This window comes from Anoxybacillus sp. ST4, from assembly GCF_019448545.1.
Lineage (GTDB): Bacteria > Bacillota > Bacilli > Bacillales > Anoxybacillaceae > Anoxybacillus > Anoxybacillus pushchinoensis.
In genome coordinates, this window is the sequence record NZ_JAHZOE010000002.1 from 90,219 (window position 1) to 111,987 (window position 21,769).

A 21,769-nucleotide genomic window follows, 5' to 3' on the forward strand; every position below is an offset into this window, starting at 1 on the left:
CGAACATAGAAAAGGGTGTTCGCTACTTTCGGAACACCCTTTTTATTTTGTTATAAGTTTAACCGTTGTTTATTGCTTCGGATTGGATGGAGTGCTTTCATGACAGTTTGGGCATTTTTTTCTGTAATTTCAGCCTTTCTCGGAATAGGTGGATATAAGTCTTCTGGATCGTCCCACTTGAGCGGTAAAGAAACGGGGGCATGCCGTTGCCAGCGAGCGACCCATTCCTCCGGTAAAGCTCCAGAAATATCGGATTGTTCTGTCATTTCAAGCCATAATAACGCCCATGCGCGTGGAACAACGCGCCAAATGTCATACCCTCCTCCTCCGACCGCAATCCAACGGCCGTTGCAATATTGATGAGCGATTTGATGCGCGATTTTTGGAATTTCACGATAAATGCGCATCGTTGCACACAAATGTGTTAATGGATCATAATAATGTGCGTCCACTCCGTTTTGAGTTAAGATGACGTCCGGACGGAAAAAGTCAGCAATTTCGATTAGCGCTTCTGTATATGCTGCTAACCACGACTCATCTTCTGTAAACGCATCAACGGGAATGTTGAAAGAGTAGCCATATCCTTTTCCTTGTCCTCGTTCATTAACATTTCCTGTACCAGGGAATAAATAACGTCCTGTTTCATGGATTGAAAACGTGCATACATTTGGGTCATCGTAAAACGTCCATTGCACCCCGTCGCCATGGTGGGCATCTGTATCCACATATAAAACACGCACACCGTACTTTTCTTGCATATATTTAATGGCGACAGAGCTATCATTGTAGATGCAAAAACCTGATGCTTTGCCACGAAATCCATGATGGAGCCCTCCCCCTAAACTGAGCGCATGCTCAGCCTTGCCGGAAAGTACGTAATCAACTGCTGTTAATGTTCCGCCAACAAGAAGAGCGCTCGCTTCATGCATATTTGGAAAAATGGGTGTATCTTCTGTACCTAATCCATAATTGAGGGCAACTTCTTCTGACAGTTGTCCTCTTCCTGCTTTTTTTACTGCTTCAATGTAATCGGTATCATGAACAAGTGCTAGCTCTTCGTCTGTTGCTAGACGTGGTGCTACAATTTGTGAATCATGAAGCGCGCCCAGCGTCTGTAATAAGTCGTACGTGAGTTTGACGCGCAGTTGGTTGAACGGATGGCGATCATGGAACTTGTATGTTTGGAATGCATCAGAATAAATAAATACGCTATTTTTACTCATGATGAAACCCCCGGCAAGTTCGGCCATAAAACGTCGTATCCTTGTGCCTTTAAATCATGAATAATCGCCATCGGGTTCATCGTTTGAATACGAAAAACAAGTACTTTATACATTTCATTTTGATCAGGATAGACGAGAACACTTGAAATATTGATGTTACGTTTTTGGAAAACAGAAGCGACTTCGCTTAACATTCCTGCCCGATTCGGCACTTTAATTTCGATTTGCGATCCAGGTTGGTGAGCCCCTGTCAGTTGCACAAGTGTGTACAACAAATCGCTTTCTGTAATGATGCCGACAAGTTTATTTTCTTTGACAATGGGCATGCAGCTAATGCGGTGTTCGTAAAACAAAGCCGCGACCTCTTCGACAAAATCAAGTGGATGTCCTGTAATGACGTTTGTTTTCATAATGGTGCTTAACGGTTTTTGCAAATCTTCGAGATGTTCGTTCGCGTGGAAAATAGACGGGCTTGCATCGCGTAAATCTCGGTCGGTAACGATGCCGATGACATGTTGTTCATCATCGACAATAGGTAAGTGACGAATGTTTTTTTGCTTGACGATATTTAGCGCATCACCAATTGTGTTTGACGGCTTTAATGCGATAACATCCGTTTTCATCATTTGTTCGACAATCATTTCCCCATCCCCTTTGTTTTTAATACATGAAGCGGTTCATAAAGCGTAATTGGTCAAATTTTTGAATAGATTGCTGATCGACGCGTTTTCCGATTCGGGCCATTAAACAATTAGCTGGATGTGAACAAATTTCTGGATCGTCCGTTGCGTACCAGACGAGTCCGCCTGCGTTCATCATTTTCTCCATTACTTTTCGATATTCCCATACGTTTAAACCCGTTCGTTTTAAATCCCAATGCCAATAGTATTCCGTTGTAATAATGATATAATCTTCCATCGCATCATCCATCATGGCAACTTTCAACAAATTTTTTCCGACACCGCAGCCTCGAAAGTCTAGGATAACTTCAATTGCACCAAGTTCGATTAAATTTTCCATCTTCCCTTGCGACCATCTTTCTAGCGGGTCAGGATATAAAAAAGTCACGTAGCCAACGATCGTATGACCGTGGCGAGCGATAATGATTCGTCCTTCTGGAAGGCCAGCAATTTCAATGAGCGCTTGATGTTGTTGATGCGGCTGACGAAATGCTGTTAAATCGTGATGAAATTCATAACTAGCTAGTTTTTCGGGAGAAATCGGCCCCTCAATAATTAACGTTCCTTTCGGTGTTTTTAACTGTTTTGCGTTATATGTTTTTTTATGCTCCATTGCCCCACCGCCTACTGAAATGATCTCATTTCAATTATACATAAAAAAATAAAAATTAAATCGTTTTCATAATAAACATAAATGAAAATTTTTTAAAAATTGAGAAATTGTTTATAGTATAATATAATACGAGTGTAAAGACTTCAAACAAGGGGGAGTTTGGGATGATTAAAGTGGAAACGCTACCAGTCATTCAAGGGGATTTTAATTTGAAAAACTATGAAGAAACGTATCAAACGTTTGACTGGTCAGAGGCAGAGAAAAACTTTTCTTGGTACGAAACAGGAAAAGTGAATATGGCGTATGAAGCAATTGATCGCCATGTAGGAACGTTTCGAAAAAACAAAGTCGCTCTTTACTATCGTGATGCGACAAGAGAAGAAAAGTACACGTTTAAAGAAATGAAAGAATATTCAAACAAAGTAGCTAACGTATTAAAAGAAGTGGCTGATGTTGAAAAAGGCGACCGTGTCTTTATTTTTATGCCTCGTTCACCAGAATTATATTTCTCTGTGCTCGGCGCTATTAAACTTGGTGCGATCGTTGGACCTCTTTTTGAAGCGTTCATGGAAGGGGCGGTACGTGATCGTTTAGAAGATAGTGAAGCGAAAGTGATCATTACAACGCCTGAACTGTTGCCGCGAGTGCCTGTCAATGAACTGCCGGCATTAAAATACGTATTTTTAGTCGGGGATGATGTGAAAGAAGAAGGCCCATTTTTTGATTTGAAAAAACGGATGAATGCCGCAAGCAAACATTTCGATATTGAGTGGGTCGGACGTGAGGACGGTCTCATTTTACATTATACATCTGGTTCAACAGGGAAACCAAAAGGTGTATTGCATGTGCATAACGCTATGATCCAGCATTATCAAACAGCAAAATGGGTGTTAGACTTAAAAGAGGACGATGTATATTGGTGCACAGCTGACCCAGGTTGGGTAACGGGAACATCATATGGTATTTTCGGTCCGTGGCTTTGCGGAGCATCAAACGTCATTGTAGGGGGACGATTTAACCCAGAAGCGTGGTACAAAACGATTGAAGACTATGGTGTGACAGTATGGTATAGTGCACCGACAGCATTCCGTATGTTGATGGGTGCTGGGGACGAGCTTGTGAAAAAATATGATTTGCGTTCACTTCGCCATATTTTAAGTGTTGGTGAACCGCTCAATCCAGAAGTTGTTCGCTGGGGAATGAAAGTGTTCAACCGTCGCATTCATGATACATGGTGGATGACAGAGACGGGAGGCCAGCTCATCTGCAACTATCCGTGTATGGAAATTAAACCGGGATCGATGGGCAAGCCGATTCCAGGGGTAAAAGCTGCGATTGTCGATGATCAAGGGAATGAGTTGCCGCCTTATCGCATGGGGAATTTGGCGATTAAAAAGGGTTGGCCGTCCATGATGCGCGCTATTTGGAACAATCCACAAAAATATGAGTCATATTTCTTGCCAGGTGATTGGTATGTATCTGGTGATTCTGCGTATATGGATGAGGACGGATATTTCTGGTTCCAAGGACGAATTGATGACGTAATTATGACAGCAGGAGAGCGTGTCGGTCCGTTTGAAGTAGAAAGCAAACTCGTTGAACATCCAGCTGTTGCAGAAGCAGGTGTCATCGGAAAACCGGATCCAGTGCGCGGTGAAATTATTAAAGCGTTTGTAGCTTTACGCGAGGGGTACGAGCCGTCAGAAGAATTAAAAGAAGATATTCGTAACTTTGTGAAAAAAGGCTTAGCAGCGCATGCTGCACCGCGTGAAATCGAGTTTCGTGACAAGTTGCCAAAAACGAGAAGTGGAAAAATTATGCGTCGCGTGTTGAAAGCTTGGGAGTTAAACTTGCCGACAGGCGATTTGTCAACAATGGAAGACTAATTAAAAAAATCGGGCTCGGCCCGATTTTTTTAATTAGTCGATGGCTGCTCTTCGGTCGGTATGTCTATCGGTTGTTCATTGGTTGATTGCTCGGGTAGTGTTGCAGGTAACATACGAACGATATTTGACGGATTTGATTCCAATCCAGCGATATCGACAGCAGTAACATAATATATTCCTTGTTTTAACGGTATGCTTTTTTGTTCTCCTGTACGTATTGTTGCGATGACTTGAAACGTAGCTGTTTCGGATGACGCGTAATATACTCGATAACCAATGACGTCTTGTTCGTGATGTTCGCTCCAGACGAGCGTTGCTCCTTTTTGTTGCACTGCAAGTGGATCTGGTTTTTTACCGTTTTCTTGAAGTGTTTTTGCTACAAATACATGTTTCCACTTGTCGTTTCGAGGAAGCAGTTGGCTCATATCTTTTATATGTTGAATTCCCCATTGTTCAAGCAATGAACCGTCAATCATTACGCCTTCTTTTGTAAATTCCCTCGGTGTTGATGGAAGCGCAACGTATCGTTCTCCGTTCAATTCGACGAAAGCCCCGCTCACTAAATACCGATCTTCTTGTTTCGGTACGAAAGCGGTATTGAATAAATCACTTTCTATAAGTCCGAATCGTTTGCACGTTTCTGACGGAAGCAATCCGGAAATGGCACAATATGAACGTTGTACAATGCCACCCGGCATGTGAAATCGCTCTTGTGGCGCAATCAGCTCTGGACGAATGTCGTATGCCCCGTTTATTAATTGCGCCCATAGTAGTAAGTTTCTTTGGGAATACGATAGTCCTTTATAACTTTTTTCGAGCGGCTTTGGTGTATCATATCCCATCCATATACCGAATGTAACATTCGGATTTGTTGCTACGAACCAAGCATCTTTCGTATTTTGGCTCGTTCCGGTTTTTCCTGCCCAGTCAGCTGAAAACTTTAGCTTACCGTTCAAAAAGGCGGCCGTGCCTGAGCGAATGACATCGCGCATCATATCAATTGTTAAGTAAGCTGTCTGCGGCGAAAATACTTCGACTTGTTTTGGTTCATGTTCATATATGACTTTGCCGTTTTTATCGACAATTTTTTCAATTAAATAGGCGTCAACGAACTTTCCGCCGTTTGCGAATGTCGCATATGCATTGACGTTTTCCTCTATCGTTACCCCTTTTGTCAAGCCGCCTAGCGCGAGCGCTAAATGGCTTGCGTCCCCGGTTGTTAAGCTTGTGAATCCCATTTTCTCTAAATATGAAATAGGGCGTTGGTCGATGATGCGTGCATACGTCCGAATAGCAGGGATGTTATATGATTTTTTGAGTGCATGGCGAACAGATGTTAAACCGTGCGTTTGACCATCTGCGTTTTTCGGACGATACGGCCCTTGCGGCGTCGACATTTCTACATCGATATCTGGAATAACAGACCCTGGCTGAACGATCCCCATTTCCATTGCTGGTGCATAAACAAGAAGGGGCTTCATCGTTGATCCGTTTGAGCGATATGCTTGTGTCGCATGATTTAGCTGCTCGCGTTTATAATCTCTTCCTCCAACAAAGCTAATGATGCGTCCCGTTTTGTTTTCGATGAGCATCGCACCGACTTCTACCGGTTGACGTACGGAAACGATTTGTCCTGTTTTTTCGTCTTTTTTTCGTACGAGTGTATCGCTTCCGAAGTAAGGATATTTTTCTACGATTGCTTGCATGCGCTCATATATATCTTTGTCGATCGTTGTGTAAATCGTGTAACCGTTTTGTCGTAATTGTTTTTCAGCCTTTTCTGCATATTCCCTATATAGTTGATCGTTCGAACGCACATCTTGCCGTTCATAGCCATCTTTTTTGGCTAGTAAATCAATAAAAATGTCTTTTGCACGACGCTCAATTTCAAACGTTAACCACGGGTATTTTTCTACTGGAGAAGGTAAGGAAGAAACAAAATCTTTCGTAATGTCATATGCAAGCGCTTCCTCATACTGCTCTTTTGAAATATACCCTGCTTTTTTCATGCGTGCTAACACCGTTTTCATACGATTTAAGGCTGGGGACAAGTCGCTTTTTAACTCCCCTTCACTCGTAAATGGTGTATATCGAAACGGGCTTTGTGGCAATCCTGCTAAAAATGCAGCTTGCGGCAATGTTAATTCTTTTGCATCAACACCGAAAACGCCTTTTGCGGCAGCTTGAACGCCAGCAATATTTCGTCCAGATGCGTTTCTTCCGAAAGGTACGACGTTCATGTATGCCTCTAAAATTTCATCTTTTGAAAAAAATTTCTCAAGCCGTAAAGCAAGTAATACTTCTTTTGCTTTTCGCTCAAATGATACTTCGCTTGTTAAAATTTGGTTTTTAACAAGCTGTTGTGTTAATGTACTCCCACCGCTACGTGTTGAGGAATTTGTTGCTTCTTGAAAAATGGCACGTATAATTGCTTTTGGTACAACCCCTTTATGCTCATAAAAATGTTCATCCTCTGTCGCGATAATCGCTTGAATGAAATAAGGGGACACTTCTGAAAGTTTAATTTCGTCTCGCTCTAAATCGGATCGAAAATAACCAAGATATTGATGATTGGCAAAATAAATATGTGTCGTTTCTTCGTAGTTATAAATATCTTTTTTCATTTCTTTGTAAGGAATCGGTTCGGCATCTTTCACAAGCGAAGCGAAATACCCGGCCCCGACACCAAAGGCAAAACTGAACGCACATAAGCTAGCAATAAATATAATTAAACATACGTTCCAAATGACTTCATATGTAATTGTGAAATGGCGCCATAGCTTTTGCCAAGAAAATCGGACTTGTTTTTCAGACATAGTGACCTCCCATCCGTATTGTATTTTCATTATTATATCATAATTTGTCTTTTCATATCGGTAAATGTCTAAATTTGTTTCAATATCTTGACAACGATGAATGTTTTATGATAAAAGAGGATATACCGACATGTAAATAATTGAGCGATGATCGGAATGAGTAGTGCTTATCTCCCTGCGACCAGAGAGCTAGTGGTTGGTGCGAACTAGCGCATAGATGAGCATGAATTACCTCCGGGAGCATCTTTTGCGAACGGCATGCGCCAAGTAGCAAAAGACGGTGTCGACCGTTATGGCAATGAAGTGAGAGAACATAGGCGTTCTCTAAGTAGGGTGGTACCGCGACATAAACTCGTCCCTTCATGTGAAGGACGAGTTTTTTTGTTGTGACTATAGACTAGAAAGGGTGATTGCAATGGATTTGCTCCAAGATTTACAATTTCGCGGTTTAATTAATCAAATGACGGATGAAGAAGGTCTGAAAGCATTGCTATCAGAAGAGCAAGTAAAAGTATATTGCGGTTTTGATCCGACGGCGGATAGTTTGCACATCGGTCATTTGCTTCCGATCTTAATGTTGCGTCGCTTTCAACAGGCGGGACACCAACCGATTGCGCTCGTCGGTGGAGCGACGGGGCTCATTGGGGATCCGAGTGGGAAAAAAGCGGAGCGAAAATTGAATGAAAAAGAGACAGTCGCTCATTACAGTGAACGAATTAAACAGCAGTTAAGTCGTTTTTTAGATTTTGAAAAAGAAAATAACCGAGCGATTATTGCGAATAACTACGAGTGGATCGGATCGCTCGATGTCATTACCTTTTTGCGTGACGTTGGAAAAAACTTCGGTATTAACTACATGCTTGCGAAAGAGTCTGTTCAATCACGATTGGAAACAGGAATTTCGTTTACAGAATTTAGCTATATGATTTTGCAAGCATACGATTTCTTAAAGTTATATGAAATGTATGGTTGTAAATTGCAAGTTGGTGGAAGTGACCAATGGGGGAATATTACAGCAGGGTTAGAGCTCATCCGAAAAACAGAAGAAGATGCCAAAGTATTTGGATTAACTGTCCCACTCGTAACGAAAGCGGATGGAACGAAGTTTGGGAAAACGGAAGGTGGAGCAGTATGGCTTGATGCTGATAAAACATCCCCATATGAATTTTACCAATTTTGGATTAATACAGATGACCGTGATGTCGTAAAATATTTGAAATACTTCACGTTTTTATCACATGAAGAAATTATCGAATTGGAAAAGCAAACAGCTGAAGCGCCAGAAAAACGGGCAGCGCAAAAAGCGTTAGCTGCTGAGATGACGCGTCTCGTTCACGGAGAAGAAGCGTTGCGACAGGCGATTAATATTTCTGAGGCGCTCTTTAGCGGGGAAGTAGCGAAATTAACAGCGAATGAAATTGAACAAGGGTTTAAAGATGTCCCATCGTATGTATGTCATGAACAGGAAGTGGCGCTTGTTGATTTGCTTGTCGCAAGCGGTATTTGTTCATCGAAGCGCCAAGCGCGTGAAGATGTAACGAATGGAGCCATTTACGTAAATGGTGAACGTGTGCAAGATGTGAATAAAGTCATGACAGACGCAAATCGCATTGAAGGTCGCTTTACAATTATTCGGCGCGGTAAGAAAAAATATTATTTAATTCGTTACGCATAAAAAATCCTCTCTGCTTCGGCAGAGAGGATTTTTTATTAACGAGAGTAGAACTCAACGATTAATGCTTCGTTAATTTCAGCAGGTAATTCAGAACGCTCTGGTAAGCGAGTGTAAGTACCTTCTAATTTGTCTGCATCAAGCGTTAAGTAGTCAGGTACGAAGTTGTTTACTTCAAGCGCTTCTTTAATAATTTGAAGGTTGCGAGATTTTTCGCGAACAGAAATTGTTTGACCTGGTTTCACGCGATAAGATGGGATATCCACACGGTTGCCGTCAACTAAAATGTGACCATGGTTTACTAATTGGCGAGCTTGACGGCGAGTGCGCGCAAAACCTAAACGGTAAACAAGGTTGTCTAAACGAGACTCAAGTAAAATCATGAAGTTTTCACCGTGCTTACCAGCCATTTTTCCTGCTTCTTCGAACGTTTTACGGAATTGACGTTCATTGACACCGTACATATGGCGAAGCTTTTGCTTCTCTTGAAGTTGCATGCCATATTCAGATAATTTTTTACGTTGTCCTGGACCATGTTGACCTGGTGGGTAAGGACGTTTTTGTAATTCTTTACCTGTGCCGCTTAATGAAATGCCAAGGCGGCGAGAAATTTTCCATGTTGGACCTGTATAACGAGCCATAAATGCTCCTCCTTTGTTTTTATTTTTGGTAAAATAAAAACAGTCGTGCCTCACTATTTATCGCCATTTTGTTTTCATGTATCCTCGCCCTAGCAGCTGAGAGTTACACGATACAGCCTCCAGTTAGAGACGAATGTTCTCTACGGGGAACAAAATGGACATACAAATGTGAGCACAAAGGCTGCAATATTTTACACAAAGGCTATTATAATTTTTTTTTACGTCTGAGTCAATCATTTTTGTATAGTCTTTATGGTAAGGATTATGGTATGATATAATCAATAGGTCCTCGGTTTTAGAAATATGACAGAAACTTTCATTTTTTTATTTATATGGTTCATACATATAAAGAGAGGAAGTATGTGCGGGTGAGTGGAGAAAATGAACGTTCAACAACGCGATCAATATGCCATATTTAAACAAAAGTTTTTTGACTGGTTTTTGACTGAAGAAGATTTTACAGATTTACCTCGCATCATTCAAGCGCTCATCACCTTATTGCAAAAAGAGTTTCATTTGTTAGATGTCACCTTTTACGTACTTAACCCGTTTAAACATGCTTTTGAGCCTGAAGTGACGACTGACTGTATGATTAAGCAGCGTCAGGAACATGCCTCGATTCCATTTGATAGTCATCTAAAAGAACAGTTTGATGACGTTATGATTATTGATGACGGAAGCGAGATTAAAACGGTGCAGTTCGGGGTGTATTTTTCAGAAGATTCATGCAGTCTCGTTCGTTTTCGAATACATGAGCGGGATATGTTACCAACATCGTTTATTAAACAAATGAAACACGATTTTTTAAAAGTGTTTGCCCGTATTCGTAAAGTGTCTGAAGTATTGAGTGAGGAAAAAAGATATGAACAGTTGCATCGAGCGGCAACAAAAATTCATGCCTCGATGAATATTGGTGATGTGCTTGAAGAAATTGTGAAAACGTTAAAGGACGTGTATCCGGCGTTTACGTGCCATCTATTTTTATCATACGATAGTACAACAGATCGCGATTTGCCGATCAAACTGCTTACGTTTGAAAACGAAGACGAGCATATGGGGGCGATGCAAGCATATGTTACTGGACATATTCAGCTCCATGATTCGCTCGTTCATAAACGATCCGTCATTTATGCACCCATTAAAGGAGCGCAAGGAATTTACGGGGTAATTGAGATGATCGCCCCAACGGTGATGGAGTTGCCAGAAAGGGAAATCCGCTTCATCTCCTTGCTGGCAAATACGGCCGGTAGCGCATTAGAAAATGCTAAGCTATACGAGCAGTCTAAACGGTTAATTGCCGATTTGCAACTCATTAACGAGACGATCCATCATTTGAATACGAATTTACGATTCCAAGACGCATTAAAGTTTATGATTGAGAAAATCAAAACGTCATTTGATGCGCAGGAAGTCGGTTTTATTCTTTTGCAAGAAAAAGAGCGAAAAGTACTCCCTGGAAGTACGCCGTTTTTCGAATCAAAGGAAGCGAGAATATATGTTGATTTCGTTTTCCGCCGTATTCAAAATGCTCGTGATACTTTATTTTTAGGAGATGTAAAAATTCATAGCGACCATACGAAGCGATTTCGTTCACTTATGGCTGTGCCGATGATGCGCGGCATGATGAAAGGTGTCGCCATTGTATTACATGAAGAGGCGTACCACTTTTCATTTGATATGTTTAAGTTGTTGCAGTCGCTCATTCATCATTCAACATTGGCGTTTACAAACGCGGCGTTGCGTGAAGAGCTAGAGCGTATGGTGATTACGGATCGGCTAACAAACTTATATGCGCGCCATTACTTAGATGAACGTATCCAACGCTCGATGGAAGAGGATGGTCTAGGCACATTTATTTTAATAGACATTGATAATTTCAAAAAAATAAATGATACGTATGGGCATCAAGTAGGCGATGAAATCATCATTCAAGTAGCAAATATTATTAAAGCGAACATCCGTCAAAACGACATCGGTGCTCGGTGGGGAGGGGAAGAACTCGCCATTTATTTGCCGAAGGTGTCGGTTCATGCAGGTTTATCGATTGCGAATCGGCTTGTGCAAAAAGTCCGAGAATTAACCGATCCACCTGTAACTATTTCGTGTGGAGTATCGTACTGGAAGAAAAATCGTGCCGACTCTGTCAAAGAGTTATTTAATCGTGCCGATGAGGCGTTATATACAGCGAAACGGACGGGGAAAAACCGAGTCGTTGTCCAAGAGTAATATAAAAGAGGCCGTGTTTATCGGCCTCTTTTATACGTCAAGATGGTGTACGAGCGTTTCGACAAACCGTTCTAAATACTGTTCGTCCATCTCATCGAAACGGCTTTTTATTGGGCTATCGATATCAAGCACTCCGATGACGCGACCATTTTTGATCATTGGAACAACAATTTCAGATTGAGATGCGGCATCGCATGCGATGTGCCCCGGAAATGCATGAACATCTGCGACGCGCACCGTTCTTTTCTCATTAGCTGCAGTTCCGCACACGCCTTTGCCGAACGGGATACGTACACACGCTGGGAGCCCTTGAAAAGGTCCGAGAACGAGTTCGTTTCCTTCTGCTACATAAAAACCGACCCAGTTGATGTCGTGTAAAAAGTAATTCAATAAAGCTGCAGCATTTGCTAAGTTAGCAATCACATTTTTTTCATCTGAAATTAAAGCTTGTAATTGCTCGATGACAAGCGCGTAATTTTCTTCTTTTGTCCCTGTGTATGCTTGTGTATGAAACATGTTTTTCACTCCTTATACATCAACATATGTTCAATCCCTTGATGAAGTCCAGCGACTGAATGGGCATCCGAGCCGTAAACGAGCGGAACGCCAAGTTCCAATGCTTTTTTGACGACCCAATGGGGTGGATAAGGCTCTAGACAAAGTGGTTTTACTGCTCCGGCCCCGTTATAATCAAGCTCTAATTGGCGGGATTTCATTTCTTTTAAAATGCGTGCGATGATGTTAGATGCATCATATTCACACGGGTATGCCCGATGAAACTTTCGAACGAGCGTGATGTGACCGATCCGTTTTGGTTTGTACGGTCCTAAGTCCGCAACAACGGACGCTAACACAGCGTTATAATATGCGTCGTACACTTGTTCAACGGAACCGAGCGAGGCGACGATTTCACCAAACATCTCCTCGTTGTAATCAACACACATATAGCCGTTGCCGACAGCTAAAAAATGAACAGATAAAATGCTATCGTCTAATCGTGGGCCAACTTCATTTAAAAATGCTGTCGTTTCTCGTTCATAACCGACGATGAAATCAACTTCGAGCCCGATGCGAATACGAATATGTCTTTCGTACTGTTCTTTTAATGACTGTAAAATTGATACGTATGATGCTAGTTGTTCCTTTTTCATCGCGCTATCTTGATAAGGGGTGGGATCAATAAACCCTGTCGGAAGCGGTGCGTGCTCGGTGAACGAAATGTCTGTATAGCCGAGCGAAATAGCCTTTTCAATATATTCATGTAGCGCATCTTTGCTCCCGTGAGGACAGAAAGGTGTATGAATATGTCCATCGCGCACGTTTTTCCCCCCTTTTTGCATGCACAGTTCGACAAAAATCACGTTTTTTAGGAAAAAAATTAAAATTTTTGCTCAAAAAATGTTGCTAACATGGTATCATAAAATCATTGAAAAGAAAATGCCTTCTCCATAAAAAAAGAAAGATTGACAACAAGGAGGCCCATTATGGAATTTGTAGCGATTAGTGCGCTCCTCGTCATCGGAGGACTTACATATACATATGTGCATCGAAAACGTTTATACAAACGAATTGACGAATTAGAACAATGGAAAATTTCCTTGATGAATCGACCTGTGCCAGAGGAATTGTCTAAAATTAAATCGTTAAATATGATGGGGGAAACAGAGCAGCTGTTTGAAAAATGGCGCAATGAGTGGGACGATATTGTTGCTGTTCAGCTGCCAAATATAGAGGAAAAGTTGTTCGACATTGAGGAAGCGGTTGTCAAATACCGATTTATGAAAGCGAAAGATGCGTTGCAACAAACGGAGCAACAACTGAAAGATATTGAAGGAAGCATTCAACGCATTTTACTTGAACTGCAAGAGTTAGTGGGAAGCGAAGAGAAAAATCGAGAAGAAATTGAGCAACTGAAGGAAAAGTATCGTCAAGTAAAAAAAGCGATGCTGACTCAACGTCATGCATTTGGTTGCACAGAAGTTGCGCTTGAGGCGCGATTAAATGCTCTTCAAAACCAATTTCAAACATTTGAACAGTTAACAACAGAAGGGAACTATTTGGCTGCTCGCGAAGTCGTAGTGGTTATTCAAAACGAGCTACATGAATTGAACCGTTTTATTGAACAAATTCCGCTTTTATTAAGCGACGCACAAATTGAAATTCCTGCGCAACTCGACAACATTGTCGAGGGGTATCGTGAACTGTTAGACAAAGGGTATGTGCTTGACCATCTTCCGGTTGATAAAGAAGTTGAAGCGATTCGGGGAAAAGTGTCTCAAGTACTTTCATTATTAGAAGAGCTTGAAGTCGATGAAGCAGAAGCGCTTCTTCGTGAAACACAAGAAGATGTCGATACGTTGTACGACTTATTGGAAAAAGAAGTGTACGCTGAACGGTTCGTTCATGATGAAACAGAAAAGATCGAACAAACGCTTTACGATTTGGAAGAAGAAACGAAAGAAACGCGTGATGAAACGTTATTTGTGCAACAAAGCTATCATTTGTCGCAAAGCGACTTAGATAAATATCGACAAATCGAGAAGCAAGTACAACAACTAATGAAACGTTTTATGCTCATCCAAACGAAAATGGCCGAGGAGCGTTTAGCTTACTCGCTTATTCGTGAAGAGCTTGAAGAAATTTTAGCGCAAATTGCTACAGTAAAAGAGAAGCATGCCCAGTTTCGCGAGCATTTATATGCGTTACGCAAAGACGAATTAGCGGCGCGCGAGAAGCTGTCGGAAATGAAAAAGCAGTTATCGGAAGCGATTCGGCTTGTGAAAAAAAGCAAGCTCCCAGGTTTGCCAGAGTCTTATATGTTACAAGTGAGTGAAGCACGCGAAAGCTTAACACGCGTTTCCCTTACGCTAGATGGAAAACCATTGAATATGGAGGCGGTTCATCAAGCGTTAGACGAGGCGATCGTTTTTGTGCAAAACGTGTATGATCAAACAAAAGAAATGATTGAACAAGCCCAATTAGCAGAAAGGGTTATACAGTATGGTAACCGCTATCGTCGACGTTTTCAGGCGGTAAAAGAAGGATTAGACGAAGCTGAACAACTGTTTCGAAGATACGAATACGAACTGGCATTACAAAAAGCAATCGCTGTGGTCGAACAAGTGGAGGAAGGGGCATTTGAACGTATTCGAGAGTGGCTAAAAGAAAACGAGTGAAAGGATGTCCTTTCACTCGTTTTTTAACTTACTTTTCTCTCGGTACGTGTGACATGATTTGTTTTGTTTAGTAATAAACCGATGACCCCGCCAATGAGTGCCGGCGTAAGCCAGCCGATTCCTTGTTCAAAGAGCGGCAATGTTTTTTCGTATACATGTAAGATGGACGATACATCAAATCCTGCTGCCTTCAGTCCGTCAACGATGCTAACGAGAAACGTACCAGCGAGCGCCCCGATGTAAACGGTTTGTTTTCCCCCGAAATAGTCATGGAGAAACGATAGGGCGACGAGGGTAATGGCTAATGGATAAATAATAATAAGCACTGGAACGGATAACGAAATGAGTTTCGTTAAACCGACATTTGCGATGAATGCGCTAAAGCCGCTCATGACAATGACGAGCATTCGATAGGAAAGCTTTGGCGAAATTTTCGAAAAATAACTTGCGCAAGAAGATAATAAACCAACTGATGTCGTTAAGCACGCAAGCATAATGATGATCGATAAAATGATTGTACCCGCTTGACCGAATAAATAGGTCGCGGCTTGACTAATGATTTCGCCGCCGTTATTGCGATAACCGATAGCTTGTACGCTCGATGCTCCAATAAAAGCGAGCGATACATACACGAGCGTTAATCCAGAAGCAGCAACGAGCCCGGCTTGAATACAAAGCTTCGTTAATTGTTTTTTATTTGTAATTCCTTTTTGTTGAATGGCTTGAATGACGATGATACCAAAAACGAGTGCCGCAATGGCATCCATCGTTAAGTATCCGTCAACAAACCCTTTAAAAAACGGAGCGTTTGCATATGCATCCGTTGGTGATTGAATGTCTCCCATAGGCGTCCATATGCTTTTGACAAAAAATAAAGTAAGACCGATGAGTAAAAGAGGTGTTAACAACTTGCCAATTCGGTCAACTAATTTTGATGGATTTAACGCTAACCAAAGCGATACGACAAAATAAACAACCGTATACATAGCTAGCATTAATGAGCGATCGACAGTTTCAGACAAAAACGGTGTTACCCCAATTTCGAATGATACAGTTCCTGTACGCGGAATGCCAAAAAACGGACCGATGGCTAAATACATAACGACCGTAAAGATGACACCAAATACTGGATGTGCTCGACTAGCTAATTGTTGCAAGTCGTTCCCTGTTCTTGCAATCGCGCTTACTGCTAAAACTGGCAATCCGACACCGGTAATTAAAAAACCTGCGATGGCAAGCCACATGTTTTCCCCTGCTGCTTGCCCGAGAGCTGGAGGGAAAATCATGTTACCAGCGCCAAAAAATAAAGCAAATAACATAAAACCGACAGCCATTAAATCTTTTTTCGACATGCTGATCCTCCTTTGTTGTCTCCGTACCAGCCTATATACTACCATACAAAATAAAAATTTTGTCGTTTTTATCAAAAGTTTCAATCTTTAAAATATTCTTTGATTATTTCTTTTTTGAATAAAGATGTGATAATATAAGAAGGCTGTTTGTATACGAACGTAATGGAGGCAAGGGCGATGATGTACTTGGACAATAGCGCCACAACAAAACCGTTTCCAGAAGTATTACAATCATTTTTGAAGGTAGCCAGCGACCATTTTGGAAATCCTTCGTCGCTACATGGACTAGGCATGCAAGCAGAGAGATTGCTCACGCAAGCAAGAGAACAAGTTGCACGTCTGCTTGGCGTCAAACCAACCGAGATTATTTTTACATCAGGTGGGACGGAAGGAAACAATTTAGCGATTAAAGGGGTGGCTTGGCAACATCAAAAACGTGGTCGTCATATCATTACAACGGCGATTGAACATCCATCTGTAACAGAAGCATGCAAACAGCTTGAACAACTTGGGTTTCAAGTTACATATGTACCTGTTGATGAACGTGGGATTGTCTCGCCGTTGCACATTGAGCAAGCGTTGCGTGACGATACAATTCTCGTTTCTGTTATGCATGTAAATAATGAAGTCGGTTCTATCCAACCAATTAAAGAAATTGGCATGTTGTTAAAAAAATATCCGAAAGTGCTATTTCATGTTGATGGGGTGCAAGGTGCGGCGAAAGTACCACTTCATTTGAAACAGGCAAACGTTGATTTATATACGGCATCGGCGCATAAATTTCACGGTCTAAAAGGAGCAGGCATTTTGTACGTTCGAGAAGGCGTACGTCTTTCACCTCTTTTATCAGGTGGGGCGCAGGAGATGCAACTGCGATCGGGAACAGAAAATGTCGCTGCCATTGTTGCGATGGCGAAAGCATTGCGATTGTCCATTGAAACATATAGCGAAGCGTCTGCACAACTCGAGCAGATGAAGCGAGCCATCATCGAACATTTACAGACGATAGAAGGCATTGTTGTTCATACACCAGTCGATCACTCTGCTCCGCATATTATTCACTTTTCACTGGAAGGAATTAAATCAGAGGCGTTTGTTCATGAATTAGAAAAACAGCACATATATGTATCGACAACATCGGCTTGTTCGTCGCGTAAAAAGGCGCCGAGCAAAACATTGTTAGCGATGGGAGTTGAACAAGCGCGAGCAGAACGCTCGATTCGTATTAGTTTGTCATACGAACAACGGATGGAACATGTTCCGATCATGATCGAAGCAATGAAACGTGCATACGAACGATTAAAAATAGTAGCGAGGGGAACGAAATGACATACGATCATATTGTAGTCCGTTACGGTGAAATGTCGACAAAGGGAAAAAACCGTTTACAATTTGTACGGTGTTTAAAGCGAAATGTAGCGAGAAAGTTAAAAAATTTTCCAAATGTTGAAATTGAAGCATCACGCGATCGAATGTACATTCGCTTACATGAAACGCCACCGCAACCTGTTATTGAAAAATTGCGTGAAGTGTTCGGCATACAATCATTAAGTTTAGCGTTAAAAACAGACAGCGACTTACAGAAGATAAAAGAAGCGACGCTTTTCTTTGTGAAGCAATTCCCACATGAAGGAAAGACGTTTAAAATATCCGCAAGAAGGGCGGATAAACAATTTCCTGTAACAACAAATGAGTTAAACTACGAACTCGGCAGTTATGTGTTGAAAAATACAACAGGTTTAACAGTCGACGTCCATCATCCAGACATTGATGTTCGTGTCGAAGTGCGAAAAGAAGGAACATACATTACTGCATACGATGTGCAAGGAGCAGGTGGTTTACCAGTTGGTACGAGCGGAAAAGCGATGTTGATGCTCTCTGGTGGAATCGATAGCCCGGTAGCTGGATATTTAGCGATGAAGCGCGGGTTACAAATTGAGGCTGTCCACTTCTTTAGTCCGCCATTTACGAGCGAACGAGCGAAACAAAAAGTCATTGATTTAGCGCAACGTTTGACGGAGTTTGGAGGAACGATTCGCCTTCATATCGTGCCGTTTACAGAGCTACAGCAAGCTATTTATAAACAAGTTCCCGAAAACTATTCGCTCATTTCGACGCGGCGTGCTATGTTGCGCATTACAGATGAAATTCGCAAAAAGGAAAATGGATTGGCTATTGTGACAGGGGAGAGCTTAGGGCAAGTGGCTAGTCAAACGCTTGAAAGCATGGTTGTTGTCAACGACGTCACAACAACCCCAATTCTCCGTCCGCTCATTTCAATGGACAAAACGGAAATTATTTCGCTTGCTGAACGAATTGGGACGCATCATATTTCCATTCGGCCGTATGAAGATTGTTGTACAATTTTTACTCCAAAAGCACCGAAAACAAAGCCGAAAAAAGAAAAAGTTATTCATTATGAACAATTTTTACCACTAGATGAGATGATTGCAGAGACCGTTGCCCGCGTTGAAACGATAACGTTGAGACCTGATCAACAGCTGGACGAGCTCTTTTAGGAGACCATGTATAAAGCCCATTTGTTTTGCACAACCTATCGTTGCGAGGGGGTGAAAACAGATGGCAAATCGAAATCGATTGCTCGTCCCTGGTGTAGAACAAGCGCTTGATCACATGAAGTACGAAATTGCTCAAGAATTCGGTGTGCAGTTAGGTCCAGATACAACTGCGCGAGCAAACGGTTCTGTTGGTGGCGAGATGACAAAACGTCTCGTGAAAATGGCGGAACAACAATTGAGCAGTCAAAAATAAATATAGATCGAAAACTCGGTAGGGCTTATTCTACCGAGTTTTTTATTTTTTAAAAATTTTTAGAAAAGTTATACAAAACTGCGCCATTTTTTTGTATAATTTTTTTTGTAATGATATGGTAGGGGGAGAGGAAAATGAATTTAATTGCACCAGAAATGTATAATTTAACAGATGAATTCGAGAAGTATGCGAGCGATTCCAAAAGGATTGCTTTGAAATGGGAGAGTGAGGCGGGGGAAACGACAGAGATTACATATGTTCAGCTAATGAAACAGGCGAACAAAATTGCAAACGCTTTCGTTAGTCGTGGATTACAAAGAGGAGATAAAGTGCTCGTTATGCTTCCGCGTTTGTTAGAGGCGTATGCGGTATATATTGGAGCGTTGAAGGCTGGCCTTGTCGTCATTCCGAGTTCTGAAATGTTGCGCACGAAAGATTTACAATACCGAATTTCACATGGGGAAGTCAAAGGAATTGTAGCTTATTATCCATATATTGAACAATTTGTTCCAATTGAAGGAATGGAAAACATCATCACGTTTTCTGTCGGGGGCTCGACTGAGCGGTGGCTCGATTTACATGACGAAATGGCAAAGCAAGACGATATGTTTGTTACTGTGCAAACATCCCGAGATGATATGGCGTTTTTATCATATACATCGGGAACGACGGGGAATCCGAAAGGGGTTGTGCATACGCACGGTTGGGCATATGCTCATTTGAGAACAGCAGCGAAAAATTGGCTCTGTATTGAAGAAGGGGATCTTGTTTGGGCAACAGCGAGCCCTGGATGGCAAAAGTGGGTATGGAGCCCGTTTTTATCAACGCTTGGATGCGGGGCGACAGGTTTTGTGTATCATGGTCGCTTTGAGCCGGAAAAATATTTGCATCTGCTAGAGAAGTACCGTATCAATGTACTTTGTTGTACACCAACCGAATATCGTCTTATGGCGAAGGTGCCGACGATTTCTCAATATAAGCTGCCGCACTTGCATAGCGCTGTATCTGCCGGGGAGCCGTTAAACCGGGAAGTGATTGATACGTTTGAGCGGTATTTTGGTGTTCAAGTTCGCGATGGATATGGACAAACTGAAAACACGTTGCTTGTTGGGGTTATGAAAGGGATGGAAATTAAGCCAGGATCTATGGGGAAACCGACACCGGGGAATCGTGTTGAAATCATTAATGAATTCGGAGAACCTTGTGCGGTTGGTGAGGTAGGAGACATTGCTGTTCATATCGATACACCTGCACTATTTAAGTGCTACTATAAAGATCCGGAACGAACAGCGATGCAATTTCGTGGTGAATATTATATTACGGGAGATAAAGCAAAAAAAGATGAGGATGGCTACTTTTGGTTCGAAGGTCGTGGTGATGATATTATTATTAGTTCAGGTTATACGATCGGGCCATTTGAGGTAGAAGATGCGCTAGTGAAACATCCGTTTGTAAAAGAATGTGCAGTTGTCGCTAGTCCAGATGAAATTCGTGGTCATGTAGTTAAAGCGTTTATCGTTCTGCGAGAAGGGGTCGATAAAAACGATCCGGACTTAATTCCGCAACTTCAAGAACATGTAAAGCAGTTGACAGCGCCTTATAAATACCCACGCAAAATTGAGTTCGTGGACGATTTGCCAAAAACGACTTCGGGCAAAATTCGCCGCGTTGAATTGCGCGAACGTGAAAGGAAAGCTGTACAAAAATAAAACGTTCCGCTCCGAGTCAATCGGAGCGGAAAAAAAGCTTGACGAATAAAAAAATTTTTTGTACCATTCTTTTAGAATTTTCTTAAAATTAAGAAATGTTTCTGCAACCCTCTTTTTGATAACGCTTACATTTTTGAAATTTGCCTCTGTAAAGTCATAAAGATATAAAAATGTCCATAAAGTGTTATCGAAAGAGGGAAATAAACAAAAAGGGGGGAATGAAGTGGGCATATTGAAAGTTCAACATGTGTCCATTCGTTTTGGCGGTGTATTGGCACTTGACTCTGTGTCTTTTGAAGTGAAAGAAGGTGAAATTTTTTCGTTGATCGGTCCGAATGGTGCAGGAAAGACGAGTATGTTGAACTGCATTAGCGGTTTGTATAAACCGACGGAAGGAGACATTTTTTTTAAAGGAGAACGAATCACGCATGTTAAGCCTCATAAACGAGCAGCGTTAGGCATTGCGCGAGCGTTTCAAAATATTGAATTGTTTCCACATTTATCTGTATTGGACAATCTTATGCTCGGGAGACATGTGCGCATGAAAACAGGAGTGCTTGCAGGAGGATTGTACTGGGGGAAAGCTCAAAAAGAAGAGGTAGAGCATCGGTATAAAGTCGAAGAAGTGATTGATTTTTTGGAGCTTGAACATGTGCGCAACGTCCCGGTCGGAACGTTATCTTACGGTTTACAAAAGCGTGTGGAAGTCGGGCGAGCATTAGCTATGGAGCCGGATTTATTATTGCTTGATGAACCGATGGCGGGCATGAATAATGAAGAAAAAGAGGATATGGCGCGCTATATTATTGATATTCATGAAGAAAAAAAGACAACGATCATTTTAATTGAACATGATATGGGAGTAGTCATGGATTTATCCAATCATATTGCTGTACTAGACTTTGGGAAGCTAATCGCGTACGGAACGCCAAGAGAAGTACAAACAAATCCGCGCGTGATTGAGGCGTATTTAGGTGAGGAACATGCGGTATAAAGGGGGAGT

At 41.8% G+C, this 21,769-nt stretch carries 17 protein-coding genes and 1 other annotated feature; of the genes, 9 read left to right on the plus strand and 8 right to left on the minus strand.

The annotated features are described in order from the left end of the window. Positions 1 to 50 precede the first annotated feature (50 nt). The 3 genes from K1I44_RS02665 to K1I44_RS02675 are packed head-to-tail and all read right to left on the minus strand — an operon-like array spanning position 51 to position 2,516. Entirely contained in the window at positions 51 to 1,223 is a 1,173-nt protein-coding gene (locus tag K1I44_RS02665) for an acetoin utilization protein AcuC (protein ID WP_219985180.1), read from the minus strand. Beyond that, a complete protein-coding gene (locus K1I44_RS02670) occupies positions 1,220 to 1,864 on the minus strand; it encodes an acetoin utilization AcuB family protein (RefSeq protein ID WP_003398367.1) in 645 nt (214 codons plus the stop codon). The genes K1I44_RS02665 and K1I44_RS02670 overlap by 4 nt, the downstream gene beginning before the upstream one ends. Before the next feature lie 19 nt (positions 1,865 to 1,883). Then, positions 1,884 to 2,516 (minus strand): GNAT family N-acetyltransferase, encoded by a 633-nt coding sequence (locus tag K1I44_RS02675; RefSeq protein ID WP_219985181.1) that lies wholly within the window; start codon positions 2,514 to 2,516, stop codon positions 1,884 to 1,886. Positions 2,517 to 2,683: 167 nt separating this feature from the next. Here K1I44_RS02675 and acsA point away from each other — a divergent pair, with 167 nt between their 5' ends. Continuing rightward, positions 2,684 to 4,402, plus strand: a complete 1,719-nt coding sequence (acsA, locus tag K1I44_RS02680) for an acetate--CoA ligase (RefSeq protein ID WP_035045327.1) — start codon at positions 2,684 to 2,686, stop codon at positions 4,400 to 4,402. Positions 4,403 to 4,431: 29 nt separating this feature from the next. On the opposite strand, the gene K1I44_RS02685 is transcribed toward acsA, so the two are convergent. Continuing rightward, the gene (locus K1I44_RS02685) at positions 4,432 to 7,218 is read right to left on the minus strand and encodes a transglycosylase domain-containing protein (RefSeq protein WP_219985182.1); all 2,787 of its coding nucleotides are present in this window, start codon (positions 7,216 to 7,218) and stop codon (positions 4,432 to 4,434) included. A gap of 138 nt (positions 7,219 to 7,356) precedes the next feature. Continuing rightward, positions 7,357 to 7,581, plus strand: a binding site (T-box leader). Between the two features lie 52 nt (positions 7,582 to 7,633). On the opposite strand from K1I44_RS02685, the gene tyrS reads away from it, so the two are divergent. Beyond that, a complete protein-coding gene (tyrS, locus tag K1I44_RS02690) occupies positions 7,634 to 8,893 on the plus strand; it encodes a tyrosine--tRNA ligase (protein WP_003398031.1) in 1,260 nt (419 codons plus the stop codon). A 35-nt stretch (positions 8,894 to 8,928) separates the two neighbouring features. On the opposite strand, the gene rpsD is transcribed toward tyrS, so the two are convergent. Then, positions 8,929 to 9,531: a 30S ribosomal protein S4 gene (gene rpsD / locus K1I44_RS02695; RefSeq protein ID WP_003398030.1), complete on the minus strand. Its 603-nt coding sequence runs from the start codon at positions 9,529 to 9,531 to the stop codon at positions 8,929 to 8,931. A 381-nt stretch (positions 9,532 to 9,912) separates the two neighbouring features. Between rpsD and K1I44_RS02700 the strand changes: the two genes are divergently transcribed. Further along, positions 9,913 to 11,757, plus strand: coding sequence for a sensor domain-containing diguanylate cyclase (locus tag K1I44_RS02700; protein ID WP_255573174.1), 1,845 nt, complete (start codon positions 9,913 to 9,915; stop codon positions 11,755 to 11,757). 30 nt (positions 11,758 to 11,787) lie between these two features. Here the strand turns inward: K1I44_RS02700 and K1I44_RS02705 are convergent, their stop codons facing one another. Beyond that, positions 11,788 to 12,273, minus strand: a complete 486-nt coding sequence (locus tag K1I44_RS02705; protein WP_003398026.1) for a GAF domain-containing protein — start codon at positions 12,271 to 12,273, stop codon at positions 11,788 to 11,790. Between the two features lie 5 nt (positions 12,274 to 12,278). Continuing rightward, positions 12,279 to 13,076 carry a histidinol-phosphatase HisJ gene (gene hisJ / locus K1I44_RS02710; RefSeq protein WP_219985184.1) on the minus strand — a complete coding sequence of 266 codons (798 nt, stop codon included), beginning with the start codon at positions 13,074 to 13,076 and terminating at the stop codon, positions 12,279 to 12,281. A 165-nt stretch (positions 13,077 to 13,241) separates the two neighbouring features. Here hisJ and ezrA point away from each other — a divergent pair, with 165 nt between their 5' ends. After that, a complete protein-coding gene (ezrA, locus tag K1I44_RS02715) occupies positions 13,242 to 14,933 on the plus strand; it encodes a septation ring formation regulator EzrA (RefSeq protein ID WP_219985185.1) in 1,692 nt (563 codons plus the stop codon). Positions 14,934 to 14,956: 23 nt separating this feature from the next. Here the strand turns inward: ezrA and brnQ are convergent, their stop codons facing one another. Then, complete coding sequence (gene brnQ, locus K1I44_RS02720) at positions 14,957 to 16,285, minus strand: branched-chain amino acid transport system II carrier protein (RefSeq protein WP_219985186.1); 1,329 nt, start codon at positions 16,283 to 16,285, stop codon at positions 14,957 to 14,959. A gap of 177 nt (positions 16,286 to 16,462) precedes the next feature. Between brnQ and K1I44_RS02725 the strand changes: the two genes are divergently transcribed. From K1I44_RS02725 to K1I44_RS02745, 5 genes are all read left to right on the plus strand, one after another. Then, a complete protein-coding gene (locus K1I44_RS02725) occupies positions 16,463 to 17,614 on the plus strand; it encodes a cysteine desulfurase family protein (RefSeq protein ID WP_219985187.1) in 1,152 nt (383 codons plus the stop codon). After that, entirely contained in the window at positions 17,611 to 18,804 is a 1,194-nt protein-coding gene (gene thiI / locus K1I44_RS02730) for a tRNA uracil 4-sulfurtransferase ThiI (RefSeq protein ID WP_003398021.1), read from the plus strand. The genes K1I44_RS02725 and thiI overlap by 4 nt, the downstream gene beginning before the upstream one ends. Before the next feature lie 61 nt (positions 18,805 to 18,865). Then, positions 18,866 to 19,057, plus strand: coding sequence for an alpha/beta-type small acid-soluble spore protein (locus K1I44_RS02735; protein ID WP_003398020.1), 192 nt, complete (start codon positions 18,866 to 18,868; stop codon positions 19,055 to 19,057). Positions 19,058 to 19,191: 134 nt separating this feature from the next. Next, entirely contained in the window at positions 19,192 to 20,766 is a 1,575-nt protein-coding gene (mbcS, locus tag K1I44_RS02740) for an acyl-CoA synthetase MbcS (protein WP_219985188.1), read from the plus strand. Positions 20,767 to 20,989: 223 nt separating this feature from the next. Continuing rightward, a complete protein-coding gene (locus K1I44_RS02745) occupies positions 20,990 to 21,760 on the plus strand; it encodes an ABC transporter ATP-binding protein (RefSeq protein ID WP_003398018.1) in 771 nt (256 codons plus the stop codon). Positions 21,761 to 21,769: the final 9 nt, after the last annotated feature.

Excerpts from the sequence above, each read along its gene's own strand:
- K1I44_RS02685 (WP_219985182.1), bottom strand. The coding sequence starts at position 7,218 with ATGTCTGAAAAACAAGTCCGATTTTCTTGGCAAAAGCTATGGCGCCAT.
- tyrS (WP_003398031.1), top strand. The coding sequence starts at position 7,634 with ATGGATTTGCTCCAAGATTTACAATTTCGCGGTTTAATTAATCAAATG.
- thiI (WP_003398021.1), top strand. The coding sequence starts at position 17,611 with ATGACATACGATCATATTGTAGTCCGTTACGGTGAAATGTCGACAAAG.
- K1I44_RS02725 (WP_219985187.1), top strand. The coding sequence starts at position 16,463 with ATGATGTACTTGGACAATAGCGCCACAACAAAACCGTTTCCAGAAGTA.
- ezrA (WP_219985185.1), top strand. The coding sequence starts at position 13,242 with ATGGAATTTGTAGCGATTAGTGCGCTCCTCGTCATCGGAGGACTTACA.
- K1I44_RS02665 (WP_219985180.1), bottom strand. The coding sequence starts at position 1,223 with ATGAGTAAAAATAGCGTATTTATTTATTCTGATGCATTCCAAACATAC.
- brnQ (WP_219985186.1), bottom strand. The coding sequence starts at position 16,285 with ATGTCGAAAAAAGATTTAATGGCTGTCGGTTTTATGTTATTTGCTTTA.
- mbcS (WP_219985188.1), top strand. The coding sequence starts at position 19,192 with ATGAATTTAATTGCACCAGAAATGTATAATTTAACAGATGAATTCGAG.
- K1I44_RS02670 (WP_003398367.1), bottom strand. The coding sequence starts at position 1,864 with ATGATTGTCGAACAAATGATGAAAACGGATGTTATCGCATTAAAGCCG.
- K1I44_RS02735 (WP_003398020.1), top strand. The coding sequence starts at position 18,866 with ATGGCAAATCGAAATCGATTGCTCGTCCCTGGTGTAGAACAAGCGCTT.
- K1I44_RS02705 (WP_003398026.1), bottom strand. The coding sequence starts at position 12,273 with ATGTTTCATACACAAGCATACACAGGGACAAAAGAAGAAAATTACGCG.
- K1I44_RS02675 (WP_219985181.1), bottom strand. The coding sequence starts at position 2,516 with ATGGAGCATAAAAAAACATATAACGCAAAACAGTTAAAAACACCGAAA.
- K1I44_RS02700 (WP_255573174.1), top strand. The coding sequence starts at position 9,913 with ATGAACGTTCAACAACGCGATCAATATGCCATATTTAAACAAAAGTTT.
- rpsD (WP_003398030.1), bottom strand. The coding sequence starts at position 9,531 with ATGGCTCGTTATACAGGTCCAACATGGAAAATTTCTCGCCGCCTTGGC.